The sequence below is a fragment of the Arthrobacter sp. ATA002 genome (assembly GCF_026898095.1).
Taxonomy (GTDB): domain Bacteria; phylum Actinomycetota; class Actinomycetes; order Actinomycetales; family Micrococcaceae; genus Arthrobacter_B.
Map to the genome: position 1 here is coordinate 2,779,246 of NZ_CP114015.1, position 15,758 is coordinate 2,795,003.

Sequence of the window (15,758 nt, forward strand, 5' to 3'; positions counted from 1 at the left end):
ACCCTGCAGCGGGGGCTGTCCTCATGAAGCCCCTGGGCCTCGGGGCGGCCAGGGAATCCGCTGAACCGGCACCGCACGCATGGAAACCCGTAATAGAGCAGTTAAGCCGGCCGGCAATAAAACGATACCTATGAAGCCGGGTGGTTAGACTCATTTTCACCGGACAGGCGTCAAGGATGGCGCCCCGCCCCGCATTCCGCGAAGTGCCAACCCGACAGGAGACCAATGTCTGCAGTGGACAAACTGACGATCGCCCTGGGCGAAGGAGCGGTTCAGATTCTGGATCTCACAACGCCCCTCAGCAGGGACACCCCGATCCTCAACCTCCCGGAACCATTCGCCAACACCGTCGGCCTGAGCCTTTCCGCCGTGAGCCGCTTCGACGACGCCGGGCCCGCCTGGGCCTGGAACGACGTGACCGTGGGAGAGCATGCGGGCACCCACCTCGACGCTCCGGTGCATTGGATCTCGGGCCGCGACGGCAAATCAGTGGACCAGATCGAGCCGGCCCGCCTCATTGGTCCCGCCGTGGTCATCGATAAAACCGCGGAGGTCGCTCAGAACCCGGATTTCCTCCTGGAGCCGGCGGACTTTGAGCAATGGGAGGAAGATAATGGCCCGTTCCCGGACAATTGCTGGATCATCTTCCGCACCGGCTGGTCAGCCCGGGGCAGCAATGCCGCCGGCTTCATTAACGCCGACGACGGCGGCTCCCACACGCCGGGAGTATCACCGGCCGGTGCCCGCTGGATTGCGGCCAACAACAGCATCAGCGGCTTTGGGGTGGAAACCGTGGGCATTGATGCGGGACAGGCCGCATCCTTCGATCCCATGTTCCCCGTCCACTCGTTCCTCCTAGGCGCGGACAAGTACGGAATCACCTCTCTCCGCAACGTCGACAAGCTGCCGACAACCGGATCCACCCTGATCGTTGCACCGCTGCCGATCGTCGGGGGAACGGGGAGCCCGGCACGCGTCTTCGCCCTCGTGGACGCCCCGTGAGTGAAACTGTGACGGTGTCCGCCCTCGTCGGGCGGACTTTGGCGGATCTTGGCGTCGGGCATGTCTTCGGGGTTGTCGGCAGCGGCAACTTCGACGTCGTCAATGCGCTCCGGGCCGAAGGAGTGCCGTTCACGGCTGCCCGCCATGAAGGCGGCGCTGCCACCATGGCGGACGCCTACGCACGGATGTCCAGCAAGGTGGGTGTCGTCAGCACGCACCAGGGCTGCGGCCTGACCAATGCCGTAACCGCAATCGGAGAGGCGGCGAAGAGCAGGACCCCCATGATCGTCCTGACGGCTGACACCCAGGCCGCCGCCGTGCGCTCGAATTTCAGGATTGACCAGGATGCGCTGGCCCGCAGCGTCGGCGCCGTCGCCGAGCGGGTCCATTCGGCCGAATCCGCCGCTGCGGACACCGTGCGGGCGTTCCGCACCGCGCTCAATGAACGGCGGACCGTTGTCCTGAGCCTTCCCCTGGATGTTCAGAAAACGCAGGCACCAGCCCCTGGTCACAGTGTTCAGCTGACGGCGCCTGCCCGCGTGCGCCCGGATTCCGCAGGTGTTGATCAGCTCGTGCGCCTGCTTCGGGACGCTGAGCGGCCGGTCTTCGTTGCCGGGCGCGGCGGCCGGGGCGCCCGTGCTGAGATTCTTGCCCTTGCCGAGCACTGCGGGGCACTCATAGCAACCTCCGCTGTGGCTAACGGGCTCTTTACCGGAGAAGCGTTCAACCTGGGGATTTCCGGCGGTTTCTCCTCTCCGGCCACAGCCGAGCTCATCTCCGGCGCCGACCTGATCGTCGGCTGGGGCTGCACCTTGAACATGTGGACCATGCGGCACGGCAGGCTGATCGCCGATGACGCGAAGGTGGTCCAAATCGACGTCGAGGACGCATCCCTCGGAGCCAACAGGCCGATTTCCTGGGCCTGCTCGGTGATGCTGGGCTTACCGCCGCAGACGCGCTGCAGTCGCTGAAGGGGCAGCAGCCGGCCGCCGCACAAAAGTACCGCACCCCGGCAAACGCGCTGCTCATCAAGGAGTTCTCCAGATGGCGGGACGTGGAGACGCCTGACCTCTCGACACCCACGCGAATCGATCCCCGGGTCCTGAGCAGGGAGCTCGACACCCTCCTTCCGGCTGAACGCATAGTGTCCGTGGACTCCGGAAACTTCATGGGTTACCCCAGCCAGTATCTGGCCGTTCCCGACGAGTTCGGGTTCTGCTTCACGCAGGCCTTTCAGGCCGTCGGACTGGGACTTTCCACAGCTATCGGGGCGGCCATGGCGCAGCCGGGCCGGCTGCCGGTCCTGGGTGCCGGCGACGGCGGATTCCTCATGGGAATCAGTGAGCTGGAAACCGCGGTCCGACTGGGCCTGCCCCTCGTGTGCATTGTCTACAACGATGCGGCCTACGGCGCGGAAGTACACCATTTCGGCCACGGCGACGAGGAAGTTGACCTCGGCAGCGTCACCTTTCCGGACACCGATATTGCGGCCATTGCCAGGGGATTCGGTGCTGAAGCAGTCACGGTGCGAACGGTGGAGGACCTGCAGTCCGTAGAAGCGTGGGTTGCTGCCTATGAGAAAGGCACCCAGGACCGCCCGCTGGTCATCGATGCGAAAATCGCGTCCGATGGCGGTTCCTGGTGGCTCGCCGAAGCGTTCCAGGGTCACTGACCTCCGTGAGCGCTCGGTTAGAACAGCCGTCTACCCTTTCGACCCGGTGCGGATTAGGATTCTCGGCACCCGGTGGACGAGACCCGTTCGCCGCTGACTGTCCCATGCCGGCGTCAAAGGAGTAGCCATGTCCAACAATCTGCTGCCGTCCGCCCCGCCTGTGCTACAGGAATATTACCGCATCCTGACCGCCGGCCCGGAGGCGTTCGACGACGGTCAGGGGCTCCGCGGACTTCTCTCAGACCGGCTCGATTTCACCGGGGCCATCGCCGGCCACGTCCCTGACGCCAAGGAGGGATTCCTGCAGGGGGTAACCGGCTTCATCGGGACCGTGCGCGGCATCGATGTCATCCGGGACGTTCATGACGAGGCGGGCTCGGCGGTTCTGTACGACGCCGAATTGCCCGGCGGGACGGTTCGCTTTGCGGAGTTCTTCACCTTCGCTGACGGCGTCATCAACACGCTGGACGTGCACTACGACGGAGCGGACTACATCGCCAAGGGCGGCCGTTAACCGCCGCTGAGTGTCCTCATGCGGCCGCTCCCTGCCGGCGCGGCCCGCTTCCCGCACCAGGAGGAGGCCAACACGGAAAAGGGCTCCGCCGGAGGAAATCCGGCCGAGCCCTTTTCGGGAAGATCTCCCCGGTGCTTTTACAGAAAGTTACCGCTGGACGGCACCGAACCGTTCGGCGGCCAGAGCGACGGCGGCTGCCCGGGACTCCGACGCCTCATCAGCGGTCAGGGTCCGGTCCGGAGCGCGGAAGCGCAGGGCGAACGCCAGTGACTTGTGCCCCTCGTCGATGCCCTTGCCGGAGTAGACATCGAACAGCGAGATGTCTTCGAGCAGTTCCCCGGCGCCTTCGCGCAGGGTCTCCAGCACCGTCTCGGCGGGGATGGCGGCTTCCACCACCAGGGCCACGTCCTGCGTGGTGGCCGGGAACGAGGAAATCTCGCGGGCCACAATCACCTCAGGCGCGGCGTCGAACAGCGCATCGGCGTCGAGCTCCAGCGCCACGGTGCGGGCCGGCAGGTCGCGGGCGGCCAGCAGCTTCGGATGCAGCTCACCGGCGTAGCCCACCGTCTCGCCGCTGCGCAGTGAGAGCTTGGCGGTGCGGCCCGGGTGGAAGGCCTGGTGCTCGCCCTGGCTCACCACCAGTTCCACACCCAGCACGTCGCCCATCAGGCGGGCTGTGTCGACGGCGTCGGCCCAGTCCCAGGCACGCGGGGTGTAGCCGGCGCCCGGCTGCGACTCGTGTCCGGTGAACAGGACGCCAATGTGCAGCGGCTGGTCCGGAACGCCCTCATACAGGGAATCCAGAACTTCCTCGGAGGGACGAACCCCCAGCGGCGGAATCGTTTCGGTTCCCAGCTGCTCACCCGGCAGGAAGACCGACCCGGATTCGAACAGGGCCAGGTCCCGGAACCCGCGGGACAGGTTGCGCTTGGCCACCTCGAACAGCCCCGGCAGCACCGAGGTGCGCAGGTAGCCGAACTCCGCGCTGAGCGGGTTGGCCAGCTTGACCGCGGCCGGCGGGGTGCCGGCGTCGGGCGTTCCGAAGGTGTTGTTGTCCTCCTCCGTGACGAACGGGTAGGACAGCACCTCGGTCAATCCGGCGGCGGCGAGGGCCTGCTGCAGGCGGCGGCGCTGCTGCTGGATGCGGGTCAGTCCGCGGCCGGGAGGGGCCGTGGGCAGAGTGGAGGGAATGTTCTCGTAGCCGACCAGGCGGATGATTTCCTCGGTGAGGTCCTCACGCGTTTCCAGGTCCGAACGCCAGCTCGGCGGGGTCACCGAGTAGCCGGCAGCAGTCTTGTCCACCTCGGCGCCCAGCGCGGTGAGGGTGCCGGTGATCTGGTCTTCGCTGAAGTCGTAGCCGATCAGCTTCGATGCGAAGTCCACCGGCAGGTCGATGGCCTTGGCCTCGGGCTTGGTGCCGGCGTCGGTCACTGACGCTTCGGCGGTGCCGCCGGCCAGCTCGGTCAGCAGGTCCACGGCCCGCTGCGCGGCGACGTCGGCAATGTTCCAGTCCACGCCGCGTTCGAAGCGCTTGGACGCTTCCGAGGGCAGGCGGTGCCGGCGGCGGGAGCGGCCAATGCTGACTTCCTCGAAGTGCGCGGCTTCGATGAGCACGTTCTGCGTGGCATCGGAGACCTCGGTCTCCGCGCCGCCCATCACGCCGGCAATGCCAATGGCGCCGGAACCGTCGGTGATGAGCAGATCCTCGGGATCCAGGATGCGGACCTTCTCATCCAGCGTCTTCAGCGTCTCCCCGGCAGCGGCACGGCGCACCACAATGTCACCGGACAGCTTGTCCAGGTCATAGAAGTGCAGCGGCTGGCCGAGTTCGAGCATCACGTAGTTGGAGATATCCACGATCAGGGAAATCGAGCGCATTCCCGCCAGGCGCAGCCGCGAAGCCATCCACGGCGGCGTCGGTCGCGTGGGATCCACGCCGCGGACGGTGCGGGCCACAAAGCGGTCGCAGCCGGCCTTGCCATAGATCGGCGCTTCGTCTTCCAGACGCACGCCGTAGCCCTTGCCGTCGGCTTCGGGCACGACGACGGCGCCGGCCGGGTCGGTGAACTTCGTTCCGGTGGCGTGCGCGTACTCCCGGGCAGCGCCGCGGATGGAGAAGACGTAGCCGCGGTCCGGCGTGACGTTGATTTCGGCAGCCTGGTCGTAGAGTCCCAGCAGCTCCATCGCATCGGTGCCGACCTCCGGGTCGAGTCCCAGGGTGGAGAGCACCAGGATGCCGTCGTGGTCTTCACCGATGCCCAGTTCGCGCACGGAGGCGATCATGCCGGCCGAAACGTGGCCGTAGGTCTTGCGCGGGCTGATCCGGAAATTTCCGGGCAGTACGGCGCCGGGCAGGGTGACCACAACCTTGTCCCCCACGGCGAAGTTGTGCGCACCGCACACGATGCCCTGCACACCGGACGGGTCGATGCCGTCACCGGCGAGCGTCTGCTCGGTGCCCTCGGGCACCACGCGGACGGAGCACCAGTTAATGGTCTTGCCGTTCTTCTGCGGCTCGGGCTCCATGGAGAGCACCTGGCCTACAACGATCGGGCCCGAGAGTTCGTCGGTGGGACGGTGGACGTCCTCTTCCTCCAGGCCTACTTTGACCAGTTCGGCCATAACGTCTTCGGCGGTTGCGTCCGCCGGAACCTGGGCATACTCGCGCAGCCAGGAAAGTGGGATTCTCACTCAGATCTCCATCCCGAAGTGTTCGCTGAAACGTACATCGCCCTCGATCATGTCGCGCATGTCCCCTACTTCGTTGCGGAACATCAGTGCGCGTTCAATACCCATGCCGAAGGCAAAACCTGAATAGACCTCGGGATCAATGCCGGCCGCGCGCAGCACGTTCGGATTGACCATGCCGCAGCCGCCCCACTCGATCCAGCGCGGGCCGCCCTTGGCACCGGGATGCCAGATGTCCAGCTCGGCGCTGGGCTCGGTGAACAGGAAGTAGTTCGGGCGCAGGCGGACCTTGGCTTCGTCGCCGAACAGCACGCGGGTGAAGTGCTCCAGCGTGCCGACGAGGTCGGCCATGGTCAGGCCCTTGTCGATGGCCAGGCCTTCGAACTGGTGGAAGACCGGCGTGTGGGTGGCATCGAGTTCGTCGGTGCGGAACACCTTGCCCGGGCACAGCACATAGATGGGCAGGTCGCGTTCGAGCATGGAGCGCACCTGGACCGGCGAAGTGTGCGTGCGCATCACCAGGTGGGCTTCGGGCGGCTCGACAAAGAAGGTGTCCTGCATTTCGCGGGCCGGGTGGTCCGGCTTGAAGTTCAGGGCGTCGAAGTTGAACCACTCCGACTCGACCTCGGGGCCTTCGGCGATTTCCCAGCCCATGCCCACGAAGATGTCGCTGACGCGGTCCTGCAGGGTGGAGAGCGGGTGGCGGCCGCCCATGCGGCGGCGGCGCGGCGCTGCGGTGACATCCACGGCCTCTTCGACCAGGATCCGCGCGTCGCGCTCGGCTTCCAGTTCCACGGTGCGGGCCGCGAGCGCGGCGTTGATGCGGCCCCGGGCCGGGCCGATCAGTTTGCCGGCGGCGGACTTCTGATCCTTGGGAAGGGAACCGATGGTGCGGTTGGCCAGGCTCAGCGGCGACTTGTCACCGGCAACGGCGATGCGGACGTCCTTAAGGGCGTCCAGGTCCGCTGCAGCAGCGATGGCGGCGAGCGCGGAGTCGACGGCGGCACCAACTGCCGCTTCATCCAGCGGATTGGGCGGCTCGGGGACGGTGTCTGGGGACGGCGTCCCCGGTATGGAGTTCGACATGTACAGTTCTTTACCTATTTCCGGCCCTGTTGATGGACGTTTTGATGGGCGTTGGTCGTGGAAAAACGAGGGAAAATGCCCGTAGCTTCCAGTCTAACCAACCCGGACTGTGACCCGGGCATGACGACGGCGGGGATGACCGGGAATGATCCGCACGTGACGGGTCCGGCGTGGCGTCCCTACACTGACAGCGTGAACCGTCCCCGCACTGCTGCCCCCTCCCGGTTCCGCACGTTTTTTGTGAGGCTCCGCCGGTTGCTGAACATCGTCAACCTGAGCACCCCCGCCGGGATTGCCCTGGCCCGCGCCGGTGGATGCCGGATTTCCCGGGGCCCGGACGGACTGCTGCTGGCCGGCGGCTGGACCTGGCCGCTGCCCCGGGCAGCCGCCTTCACGGTGGGCAACGTGATCCTGTACCGCTCCCGGGCCGCTGCTTCGTTTCGCCCCGGACCAGCCGGACACACCGGACCCGCGGTCAAAACCGCAGCGCCCGGCAGTGCCGTCAGCAGCCTGCTGCGGCACGAGTCCCGGCACAGCAGCCAGTACGCGGCGTTCGGGCCGGTGTTCCTGCCGCTCTATTTCCTCGCGGCGGCGATCTCCACGCTCCGGACCGGGGATCCGGCGTCGGGCAATGTTTTTGAGCGGCTGGAGGGACTGGAGGACGGCGGTTACCGGCGCCCCGGGCATGCCTCCCCTGTGCCGCTCCCCGGACCCGGCTCCCCCTAACCCTGTCCCCCACCTAACCCTGTCCCCTAACCCTGTCCCCTAACCCTGTCCCCCGCCGCTCCCGCTGACGCCGCAGGGACTGTCCCGGCATTAGTACATGTGTTCTAATGGACGGCATGAGATGGGAAGCCCAGGAACCAAAGGCGGCCGGCACGCAGGATGCGCTGCTGGCCCTGCAGGGCGTGGTGCGCAGCGTCAAGACACCGGAATTTGCTGGGATCACCTTTCACGAAGTGATAGCCAAGTCAGCCCTGAACAAGGTGGGGAAGACATCCGGAATGCCGTTCGGCTGGACCATCAATCCCTACCGTGGCTGCAGCCACGGCTGCGTCTACTGCTTCGCGCGGAAAACACATACCTACCTGGACCTGGACAGCGGCCTGGATTTCGACAGCCAGCTGGTGGTCAAGACCAACGTGGCGGAAGTGCTCCGCTGTGAGCTGCGGCGTCCGTCCTGGCAGCAAGAGCACGTCGCGATGGGCACCAACACCGATCCCTATCAGCGGGCCGAAGGCCGGTACCGGCTGATGCCGGACATCATCAAGGCACTCGCCGCCTCCGGAACGCCGTTTTCCATCCTGACCAAGGGCACGCTGCTGGCCCGGGACCTTCCGCTGCTCAGGAGCGCCGGGCAGGACACGGAGATCGGCATGGGAATCTCCCTGGCCCTGCTGGATCCGGATTTGGCCCACCGGGTGGAGCCGGGAACACCCACGCCAAAAGCGCGGCTGGAGCTGATCAGCCGGCTGCGGGATGCCGGCCTGCCCTGCTCCGTGATGGCCATGCCAATCCTGCCCTGGCTGACCGACGGCGATGAGTCCTTGGACGCCCTCTTCGGCGCCCTGGCTGCTGCCGGCGCCACCGGAGTAACCGCCGGGGCACTGCATCTGCGTCCGGGCGCCCGGGAATGGTTCCTCACGTTCATTGCCCGCGACTACCCGCATCTATCAGGCAAGTACGCCCGGCTGTACGGCGGCGGAACCTACGCCTCCAAGGAGTACCGGCAGTGGCTGGCCGGCCGCGTGCAGTTCTTCAAGAAAAGACACGGCTTCACCTCGAAGGCACAGTTCCTGCCCTCCCGGACCGATACGCCAGCCCGCCCCGGACAGCCCGCCCGGGTAACCGGGGCAGGACCCGCAGTTCCAGCCTTTGCCGCGGAGGCAAACCCGGTTGCCCAAACGCTCTTCTGAGCCGCCCGAGAAAAACGCCAAACCGCAGCGTGGAGCCCGGCGGTAAGCGCCGGGAGCTGCGCCGCTACGGCCGGGCGGCAGTCTCCAACAGTGCCCCGACGATGGGAAGATCGGCGGGAATCCAGGCCAAAGCGTTCAGCTCCCCGGGGTCGAGCGCAACCCACCGCAGCTCGTCATGGTCCTCCAGCGGAGAAGGAGTACCCTCGGTTACCTCGGCAAGCCACACCCGCATGGCTGCTTTTACGTTCAGCGGCCACCCCTGCTCCCCGGCCCGCGGATTTCGGCACCGAGCCGAACCTCAATCCCGAGTTCTTCCTGCAGTTCCCGGTGCAGGCCCTCTTCGCAGGTCTCGCCGGCTTCGACCTTGCCGCCGGGGAACTCCCACATACCGGCATACTGCTCGGGCGCTGTGCGGCGTGCAGCCAGCATTTTCGTGGGAGCGGCCAGACTGTCCACGAGTGCGGCACCAACAACTTGTTTCAGTTCGGAATTAGACACGGATCGAGTCTACGGCCCGGTCTGGACTAAACTGGGCGGGACAGCGCTGTTGCGGTTACCGCCAAGCCCCGGAGCATCTACGCCGGCAGGGGCCGTGCGCGTCCCTTCCCAAACGTTGGCGGCCGCCCGCGCCAGGCCGCCCTCCGACTTCCCCGCAGAAAGCCTGCAGGTTTCTGGGGAATCCTCGCGGATTCTTATGGTTTCCACGGATTTCCAGGGGTTTCCATGGTTTTGCGGCGGACTTCCACGGTTTGCCGCGGTTTTTCTGCGCGTTCCCGGCCTGCGGCGACCGCCCGGCCTCACACCGCATTTGTTCTGAAAGAGATCTATGTCGTCGTCCTCACCCGCACGCAACGCCAAGCGGGCCTCACTGGCCATCTTCGCCCTCGCCGTCGGCGGATTCGCCATCGGCACCACGGAGTTTGCCATCATGGGCCTGCTCCAGGAAATGGTCACCGAGCTGGGGATCTCCGTTCCCGCGGGCGGCCACGTCATTTCCGCCTATGCCCTCGGCGTGGTGGTCGGCGCTCCGGTCCTCGCCGCCCTCGGGGCACGGATGCCGCGCAAAAAACTCGCGGTGGGGCTGATGGTCCTCTTCGCGGTGGGCAATCTGTCCTCGTTCTTTGCCCCGGATTACGCATGGCTGCTGGTCAGCCGCTTTGTCTCCGGCCTGCCCCACGGAGCCTTCTTCGGCGTCGCCGCCGTGATCGCCGCGTCGCTGGTGGCACCCACCCGCCGGGCCCGTGCCATCTCCATGGTGATGCTGGGCCTCAGCATCGCCAACGTGGTCGGCGTTCCGTTTGCCACATGGCTGGGCCAGCAGGCCGGGTGGCGCTGGATGTTTGTCCTGGTAGGGGGCATTGGACTGCTGACTGTGGTCCTCATGGTGCGGTTTGTCCCGTATCAGGCAGCCCTTCCCGGAGCCAGCATCCGGCGCGAACTCGGTGCCCTGCGCCGGGTCCAGGTGTGGCTGGCCCTGCTGGTGGGCACCGTGGGCTTCGGCGGCTTCTTTGCGGTGTACGCCTACATCTCCCCCACGATGACCAATGTGGCGGGCTTTAATGCTGAGCTGCTGCCGCTGATCGTTGGCCTGTATGGCTTGGGCAACGTGGCCGGGAACATTGCCGGCGGACGCCTTGCGGACCGCAGCGTCATGCGGAGCATCTACGGGATTCTGGCCGGCACCGTCCTGATCCTGGCGTCGTACGCGTGGCTCGTCCAGTACAAGGCCGGGGCACTGGCGTTGGTGTTCCTGGTTGGAGCCATCGGGTCCATGCTGGTTCCGCCGCTGCAGACCCGCTTGCTGGATGTCTCCCCCGATGCCCAATCTCTGGCATCGTCCCTGACCCACTCAGCGTTGAATATGGCTAATGCGCTCGGGGCCCTGCTGGGCGGGTTGGTCATCGCCTGGGGCTGGGGTTACCGCTCGCCCGCCGTCGTCGGCGCCGTCCTGGCCCTGATGGGACTGGGCATCGCCCTGCTGAGTGGCTGGCTGGACCGGAAGGGTCCCAGCCTGCCTGCAGAGTCCGTGGGGCAGGCAGCCTCGGAACAAGCACCCGTTCAATAGGAGCACCGGCCGGCGCCTTGAAGGGCCGGGGCGGACTATGGCGTGGGCGGGCCATGCGCCCTGACCCGCCCGCTGTGCGGGCATCAGGAGGGGCTCCGCCCGGTCTGGACTCAACGCGCGTTCCCGCACGTGATCCGCCCGTTTCCAGCGGCGCCTCGGCCTCTGGCGCTGCCGGGTGCTAGCGGTTCTGGGCGCGCGCCGACGCGTAAAGGCACACTGTGGCCGCGGTTCCCACATTGAGGCTTTCGGCCCGCCCGTATACCGGCACTGCCACACGGTAGTCGGCTTCGGCCAGCGCGGCGTCGGACAGGCCCTGGGCTTCATTACCGAAGAGCCAGGCGGTGGAGTTCTCCAGCCGCGGCTGGGACGGTTCGGCCACGGCGGCGGGGGTGGCGCCGTCGGCCTCTTCCGGAGCGGCAGGTGCCAAACGCCGCAGCGCGCTTTCGTCCTGGAGCCGGTCAAGGTCCACGTTTCCGTAACCGTCGGCGGCCAGGACAGTCAGGCCGTGCGCGCGCAGGGCGGACATCAGGAAATCGAGCTCGACGCCGGTGACCACCGGCAGGTGGAAGAGCGAGCCGGCCGTGGAACGCACGGCTTTGGGGTTGTGGATATCCACGCTGGAGGAGGTCAGCACCACGGCGTCGGCGCCGGCCGAATCAGCGGCACGCAGAATGGTGCCGGCGTTTCCGGGGTCGCGGACTTCGCACAGGACGGCAACCATCCGGACACCGGAGGCCAGCACATCGTCCAGGTCATACTCCGCAATGCGGCACACGGCCACGATGCCCTGCGGAGAAATGGTGGTGGCCATCGCGCCGATGACCTCATCGGTGGCCAGCCGCAGCGGCAGCCCGGCTGCCAAGTCGGCCAGCTCCGGCATCCGCTCCAGGCACGCTTCGGTGGCGAAGACTTCAAGTACGACGCCGGCCCCGCCGGCCGAGGCGTCGGCCCGGTGGCTCAGCAGCGCCTCACGGACGGCCTGCGGCCCTTCGGCCACAAAGCGGCCCGTCTTCGACGCGCCGGGCGCCCGGCCAGCTTCGCCACATCCCGTACCCGATCTGCTCGGGGATTGGCCATTGGCGGAGCCGGCGGGCGCCCAACAGTATTCATGATCGGTTAATAACCGATTTCTAGCCCTGGAACTTCTGGCGGGATTCTCCGCCAGCAGGCTCCAGTCCGGCAGCCTTGGCGGCTTCGACGGAGTTGAACCAGTACTCGGCTACGGTCTGCTCGTACCAGGTGGAACCCGGAACGTGGTACTTGCCGGAGCCCAGGTTGCCCTTGATGACAAAACCCTCGGGAGCGTCGCCTTCGGAAGCCTTGAAGCCACCCTGGGCGTCAGCAACAGCAGCAGCCGGCTTGGAGGCAGCCGGAGCAGCCTTGGCAGCGGGAGCAGCAGCAACGGCCGGAGCCGAGGTGTCGGACGGCAGGGCGTTCTTGGCGATCTGCACCAGCGTGGCGAACGCGGCGGCGTCGTTGACGGCCAGTTCTGCCAGCATGCGGCGGTCAACCTGGATCTCGGCAGCCTTCAGGCCCTGGATCAGGCGGTTGTAGGTCAGGCCGTTGGCGCGGGATGCAGCGTTGATGCGCTGGATCCACAGGCGGCGGAAGTCGCCCTTGCGCTTGCGGCGGTCGCCGTAGCTGTACACGAACGAGTGCAGCAGCTGCTCTTTGGCCTTGCGGACCAGACGTGAACGCTGTCCGCGGTAACCCTTGGCGCGCTCGAGGATAACCCGACGCTTCTTATGGGCGTTTACCGCCCGCTTCACACGTGCCACGTGCGTACTCCTTTGGATAAATCTTCCGTGCACCTGCACTCAGGTACTCGGCCTGGATTCAGGCCCGGAAAAGCTTGATGGTGTGACGGAAGCCCGGACGGGCCGCCTGTCGAGGGGGGAAAGACTAGATGCCCAGCATCTTCTTGATGACCTTGGCGTCTGCCGGGGCAACGAGCTTGTCGCTGGCAAGGCGGCGCGTCAGCGTGGACGGCTTGTGCTCGAGGTAGTGGCGGCGGTTGGCCTGCTGGCGCTTGAGCTTGCCGGTACCGGTCAGCTTGAAGCGCTTCTTGGCGCCACTGTGGGTCTTCATCTTCGGCATGACTACCGATCTCCTTTGGGTTTCCGCAGGCTTAGAGCCTGCGGGGCTTTGGGCACCTTGCAGTGCCGGGGGTTTACTGGACGCCGGGACGTCCTGCGGGGAAAAGCTGAGTTCTACTCCGCAGTTCCGGGCTTGCTCTGGCTTGCTGCACCCCGTGAAGGAGCAGCCTTGCCAGCAGGTTTGGATGCTGCGGCCGGCTTGGGACGGGCAGCAGGCTTGGGTGCCGGCTTCATGGCCGTGGGCTTGGGCACTGCAGCCGGCTTGGGAGCCGGCGCGGGCTTCGACTCGGCGGGAGCAGGCGCTGCGGCGGGTGCCTCTGCAACCGGCTTCGGAGCCGGAGCCTTGGCTGCTTCCGCCGCGCGGCGTGCGTCCGCTGCTGCCTTTTCGGCGGCAGCCTGGGCACGCTTTTCAGCCATCTCCTTATCGGCCTTTTCCTTCTCGGCGCGGGCCTTGTCAGCCTCGGCCGCGGAAGAACCAAGCCGCAGGCCGTCGGGCAGAAGATCCGCCAGGCTCTGCGTCAGCGGCGCCTTGTTTTCAGCGGAGGTATCAACCCGTGCGGGTGCTTCCCCGTTCTTGACCGCTTCGTTGGCTGCCCTGGCATCGGCACGCTGCGACGCGCGGCGCGCTTCGGCCTTGGCTTCGGCCTTGTTCTTCAGCGGTCCAATAACCATGACCATGTTGCGGCCGTCGATGCGGGGAGTGGATTCCACTACGCCCACCTCGGCGACGTCGGCTGCGAACTTGTTCAGCAGCTTCATGCCCATTTCCGGGCGCTGCTGTTCACGGCCGCGGAACTGGATCATGGCCTTGACCTTATCTCCGGCAGCGAGGAAGCGCATGGCATGCCCGCGCTTGGTCTCATAGTCGTGAGTGTCGATCTTCAGGCGGAAACGAATTTCCTTCAGAACGGTGTTCGTCTGGTTCTTGCGTGCCTCACGGGCCTTGACGGCGGCTTCGTACTTGTACTTGCCGAAGTCCATTAGTTTGCACACCGGAGGCTTTGCCTGCGGTGCCACCTCAACAAGATCCAGGTCGGATTCGGCTGCCAGACGCAGGGCGTCTTCGATACGGACAACCCCAACTTGCTCTCCAGCCGGTCCTACCAGCCGCACCTCAGGGACGCGGATTCGATCATTGATTCTTGGCTCGCTAATGTTGCAGCTCCTGATTTCTTCAAAACGGCTACCGCCTGCAACTGAAGAAGGCCCCCAATTGCACGCGCAATCGGAGGCCTCGAGGGGTCGGCGGGTGCTGCGTCAGCAGCAACCTCCCGGATTGATTGGTCCAGGCAATGCCTGGACCCGCCACCGGGGGCCGACCGTACCCGGCAACTCTGCTTCTGCACAGGCGCCCTAAGGCACGCGGACTGAAGATTCAGGCTGACGCGGGTGGGAGGATTCTCCGCTTGCATACTGGTTGATGTGACGCAGTCAACAACCGCTTCAAGAAGGGCGCTGAAAGTAACGACAACCAGTTGGTCTGTGACAAGCTTACCAGTATGAGTACCCCACAGAGCAACCCGGCGGACGAGCACACCCGTCATTCCTTCCCCGGCACCCCGGAAGAGGTGCACACCCCTTCGGCTGAAGAGCAGGAAGTGGCGGCCCAAATGCGTGACATCGCAGAGGTCCCCGCAATCGAAGTTATCACCACCGCCGCCGTCCACCTGATGAGCGCCGCCGCCGTTAAGTGCGGCCTCGCCGAAGGAGACGACGCCGAGGAACTGAAGGACCTGGATGAGGCCCGGAAACTGATCGTCGCGCTGGCCGGCTTTGTTACCGCCGCCGCTCCCGAAATCGGCAGCCGGCACGCCGGTCCGCTGCGCGACGGCCTGCGCTCCCTGCAGCTGGCCTTCCGCGAGGCGTCCCTGGTCCAGGATCCCCCGGCAAGGGCCCCGGCGAGAAGTTCACCGGTCCCGTTAACTAGCTTTCGCATTCCCTGAGCCCGGCGGGCCCGCAGTTCGCGGTGGCCCGCCGGGCTTTTCGCTGTCCGAAAGAATGCGTAACCTGTACGGGACGTTCAACGGAAGGCGGTGACGCCCGATGGGCAGCACGGGTGCCGAGGCCTACAGGAAAAGGCTCGAACAGGCAGCACGGCTCAAGGCTGCGGGAACGCCGGAGAATGCGGGCTACAAGATGCCCGAGGGCCTCGGCGGCGCACGGGAGGATGAGCTTGCTGCGAAACGCCGGAAAATCAGCGCGGCAGACAAAGCCGATTACCTAATCCGTGACGCCATGAACCGTGGGGAGTTCCAGGATCTGCGTTACGCCGGCAAGCCGATCCCCGGCCTTGGTGACCCGGACCCGGACTGGTGGATCAAGCGCCTGATCAAACGGGAGAACATCTCCGGTCTCGGCCCGCCCGCCCTGCTGCTGAGGGTCGAGGATGAGGAGTTCGGGCCGCGGCTGGACCGGCTGCCCTCCGAGCGGCAGGTGCGCGACGCCGTGGAGGACTTTAACTCGCGCATCATCGAGGCGCGCCGGCAGTTGCTGGGCGGGCCGCCCGTCATCACTAAGCTCCGCGACGCCGAGGAGGAAGTGCGCGGCTGGCGGGAGCGCCGGGGCCTGCCAGCCGGAGAGCCGGAGGCGGAAGCGCTGGCTGCGGCGGCAAACGGAGCCGGTACGGCCGATACGACCCGGCGGCCCGGTCCCCGGCGCTGGCTGCGCCGCCTCCGCGAACGGCTTGCCCACGGTCGGCCGGGCCGGCTGCCGGAGTAGC

Annotated in this window: 11 protein-coding genes and 4 pseudogenes; 8 read left to right on the top strand and 7 right to left on the bottom strand. The window is 66.4% G+C overall.

Features of this window, described 5'->3' with window-relative positions:
* Positions 1–225: 225 nt before the first annotated feature.
* From OL239_RS13775 to OL239_RS13785, 3 genes and pseudogenes are all read left to right on the top strand, one after another.
* Positions 226–1,002, top strand: coding sequence for a cyclase family protein (locus tag OL239_RS13775; protein ID WP_268909406.1), 777 nt, complete (start codon positions 226–228; stop codon positions 1,000–1,002).
* Positions 999–2,674, top strand: a pseudogene (locus OL239_RS13780) (thiamine pyrophosphate-binding protein). The gene OL239_RS13775 and the pseudogene OL239_RS13780 overlap by 4 nt, the downstream one beginning before the upstream one ends.
* 127 nt (positions 2,675–2,801) lie before the next feature.
* Positions 2,802–3,188, top strand: a complete 387-nt coding sequence (locus OL239_RS13785) for a hypothetical protein (protein ID WP_268909407.1) — start codon at positions 2,802–2,804, stop codon at positions 3,186–3,188.
* Between the two features lie 147 nt (positions 3,189–3,335).
* Here OL239_RS13785 and pheT read toward each other — a convergent pair whose 3' ends face one another.
* Together pheT and pheS are read right to left on the bottom strand one after the other, a co-directional pair.
* Positions 3,336–5,879 carry a phenylalanine--tRNA ligase subunit beta gene (gene pheT / locus OL239_RS13790; RefSeq protein WP_268909408.1) on the bottom strand — a complete coding sequence of 848 codons (2,544 nt, stop codon included), beginning with the start codon at positions 5,877–5,879 and terminating at the stop codon, positions 3,336–3,338.
* Entirely contained in the window at positions 5,880–6,962 is a 1,083-nt protein-coding gene (gene pheS, locus OL239_RS13795) for a phenylalanine--tRNA ligase subunit alpha (protein WP_268909409.1), read from the bottom strand.
* A 75-nt stretch (positions 6,963–7,037) separates the two neighbouring features.
* Between pheS and OL239_RS13800 the strand changes: the two genes are divergently transcribed.
* Both OL239_RS13800 and OL239_RS13805 read left to right on the top strand, forming a co-directional pair.
* On the top strand, positions 7,038–7,688 hold the full coding sequence (locus OL239_RS13800; RefSeq protein ID WP_329609234.1) for a hypothetical protein: 651 nt from the start codon (positions 7,038–7,040) through the stop codon (positions 7,686–7,688).
* Between the two features lie 116 nt (positions 7,689–7,804).
* Positions 7,805–8,878, top strand: coding sequence for an Rv2578c family radical SAM protein (locus OL239_RS13805; protein ID WP_268909410.1), 1,074 nt, complete (start codon positions 7,805–7,807; stop codon positions 8,876–8,878).
* Positions 8,879–8,942: 64 nt separating this feature from the next.
* On the opposite strand, the pseudogene OL239_RS19655 reads toward OL239_RS13805, so the two are convergent.
* A pseudogene (locus OL239_RS19655) lies at positions 8,943–9,307 on the bottom strand ((deoxy)nucleoside triphosphate pyrophosphohydrolase).
* A gap of 397 nt (positions 9,308–9,704) precedes the next feature.
* Between OL239_RS19655 and OL239_RS13820 the strand changes: the two are divergent.
* Positions 9,705–10,943 (top strand): MFS transporter, encoded by a 1,239-nt coding sequence (locus tag OL239_RS13820; protein ID WP_268909412.1) that lies wholly within the window; start codon positions 9,705–9,707, stop codon positions 10,941–10,943.
* A gap of 178 nt (positions 10,944–11,121) precedes the next feature.
* Here OL239_RS13820 and OL239_RS13825 read toward each other — a convergent pair.
* The 4 genes and pseudogenes from OL239_RS13825 to infC all read right to left on the bottom strand — a co-directional run bounded on the left by OL239_RS13825 (position 11,122) and on the right by infC (position 14,152).
* Positions 11,122–12,053: pseudogene (locus OL239_RS13825) on the bottom strand (TrmH family RNA methyltransferase).
* A 20-nt stretch (positions 12,054–12,073) separates the two neighbouring features.
* Positions 12,074–12,721, bottom strand: coding sequence for a 50S ribosomal protein L20, sunset domain variant (gene rplT, locus OL239_RS13830; protein ID WP_210230643.1), 648 nt, complete (start codon positions 12,719–12,721; stop codon positions 12,074–12,076).
* A 124-nt stretch (positions 12,722–12,845) separates the two neighbouring features.
* Positions 12,846–13,040, bottom strand: coding sequence for a 50S ribosomal protein L35 (gene rpmI, locus OL239_RS13835; RefSeq protein ID WP_104055427.1), 195 nt, complete (start codon positions 13,038–13,040; stop codon positions 12,846–12,848).
* 113 nt (positions 13,041–13,153) lie between these two features.
* Entirely contained in the window at positions 13,154–14,152 is a 999-nt protein-coding gene (gene infC / locus OL239_RS13840) for a translation initiation factor IF-3 (protein ID WP_442864149.1), read from the bottom strand.
* Between the two features lie 497 nt (positions 14,153–14,649).
* On the opposite strand from infC, the pseudogene OL239_RS13845 reads away from it, so the two are divergent.
* Both OL239_RS13845 and OL239_RS13850 read left to right on the top strand, forming a co-directional pair.
* A pseudogene (locus OL239_RS13845) lies at positions 14,650–14,966 on the top strand (DUF1844 domain-containing protein).
* A gap of 116 nt (positions 14,967–15,082) precedes the next feature.
* Positions 15,083–15,757 (top strand): J-domain-containing protein, encoded by a 675-nt coding sequence (locus OL239_RS13850; protein WP_268909413.1) that lies wholly within the window; start codon positions 15,083–15,085, stop codon positions 15,755–15,757.
* The last annotated feature ends 1 nt before the right edge of the window (position 15,758 follow it).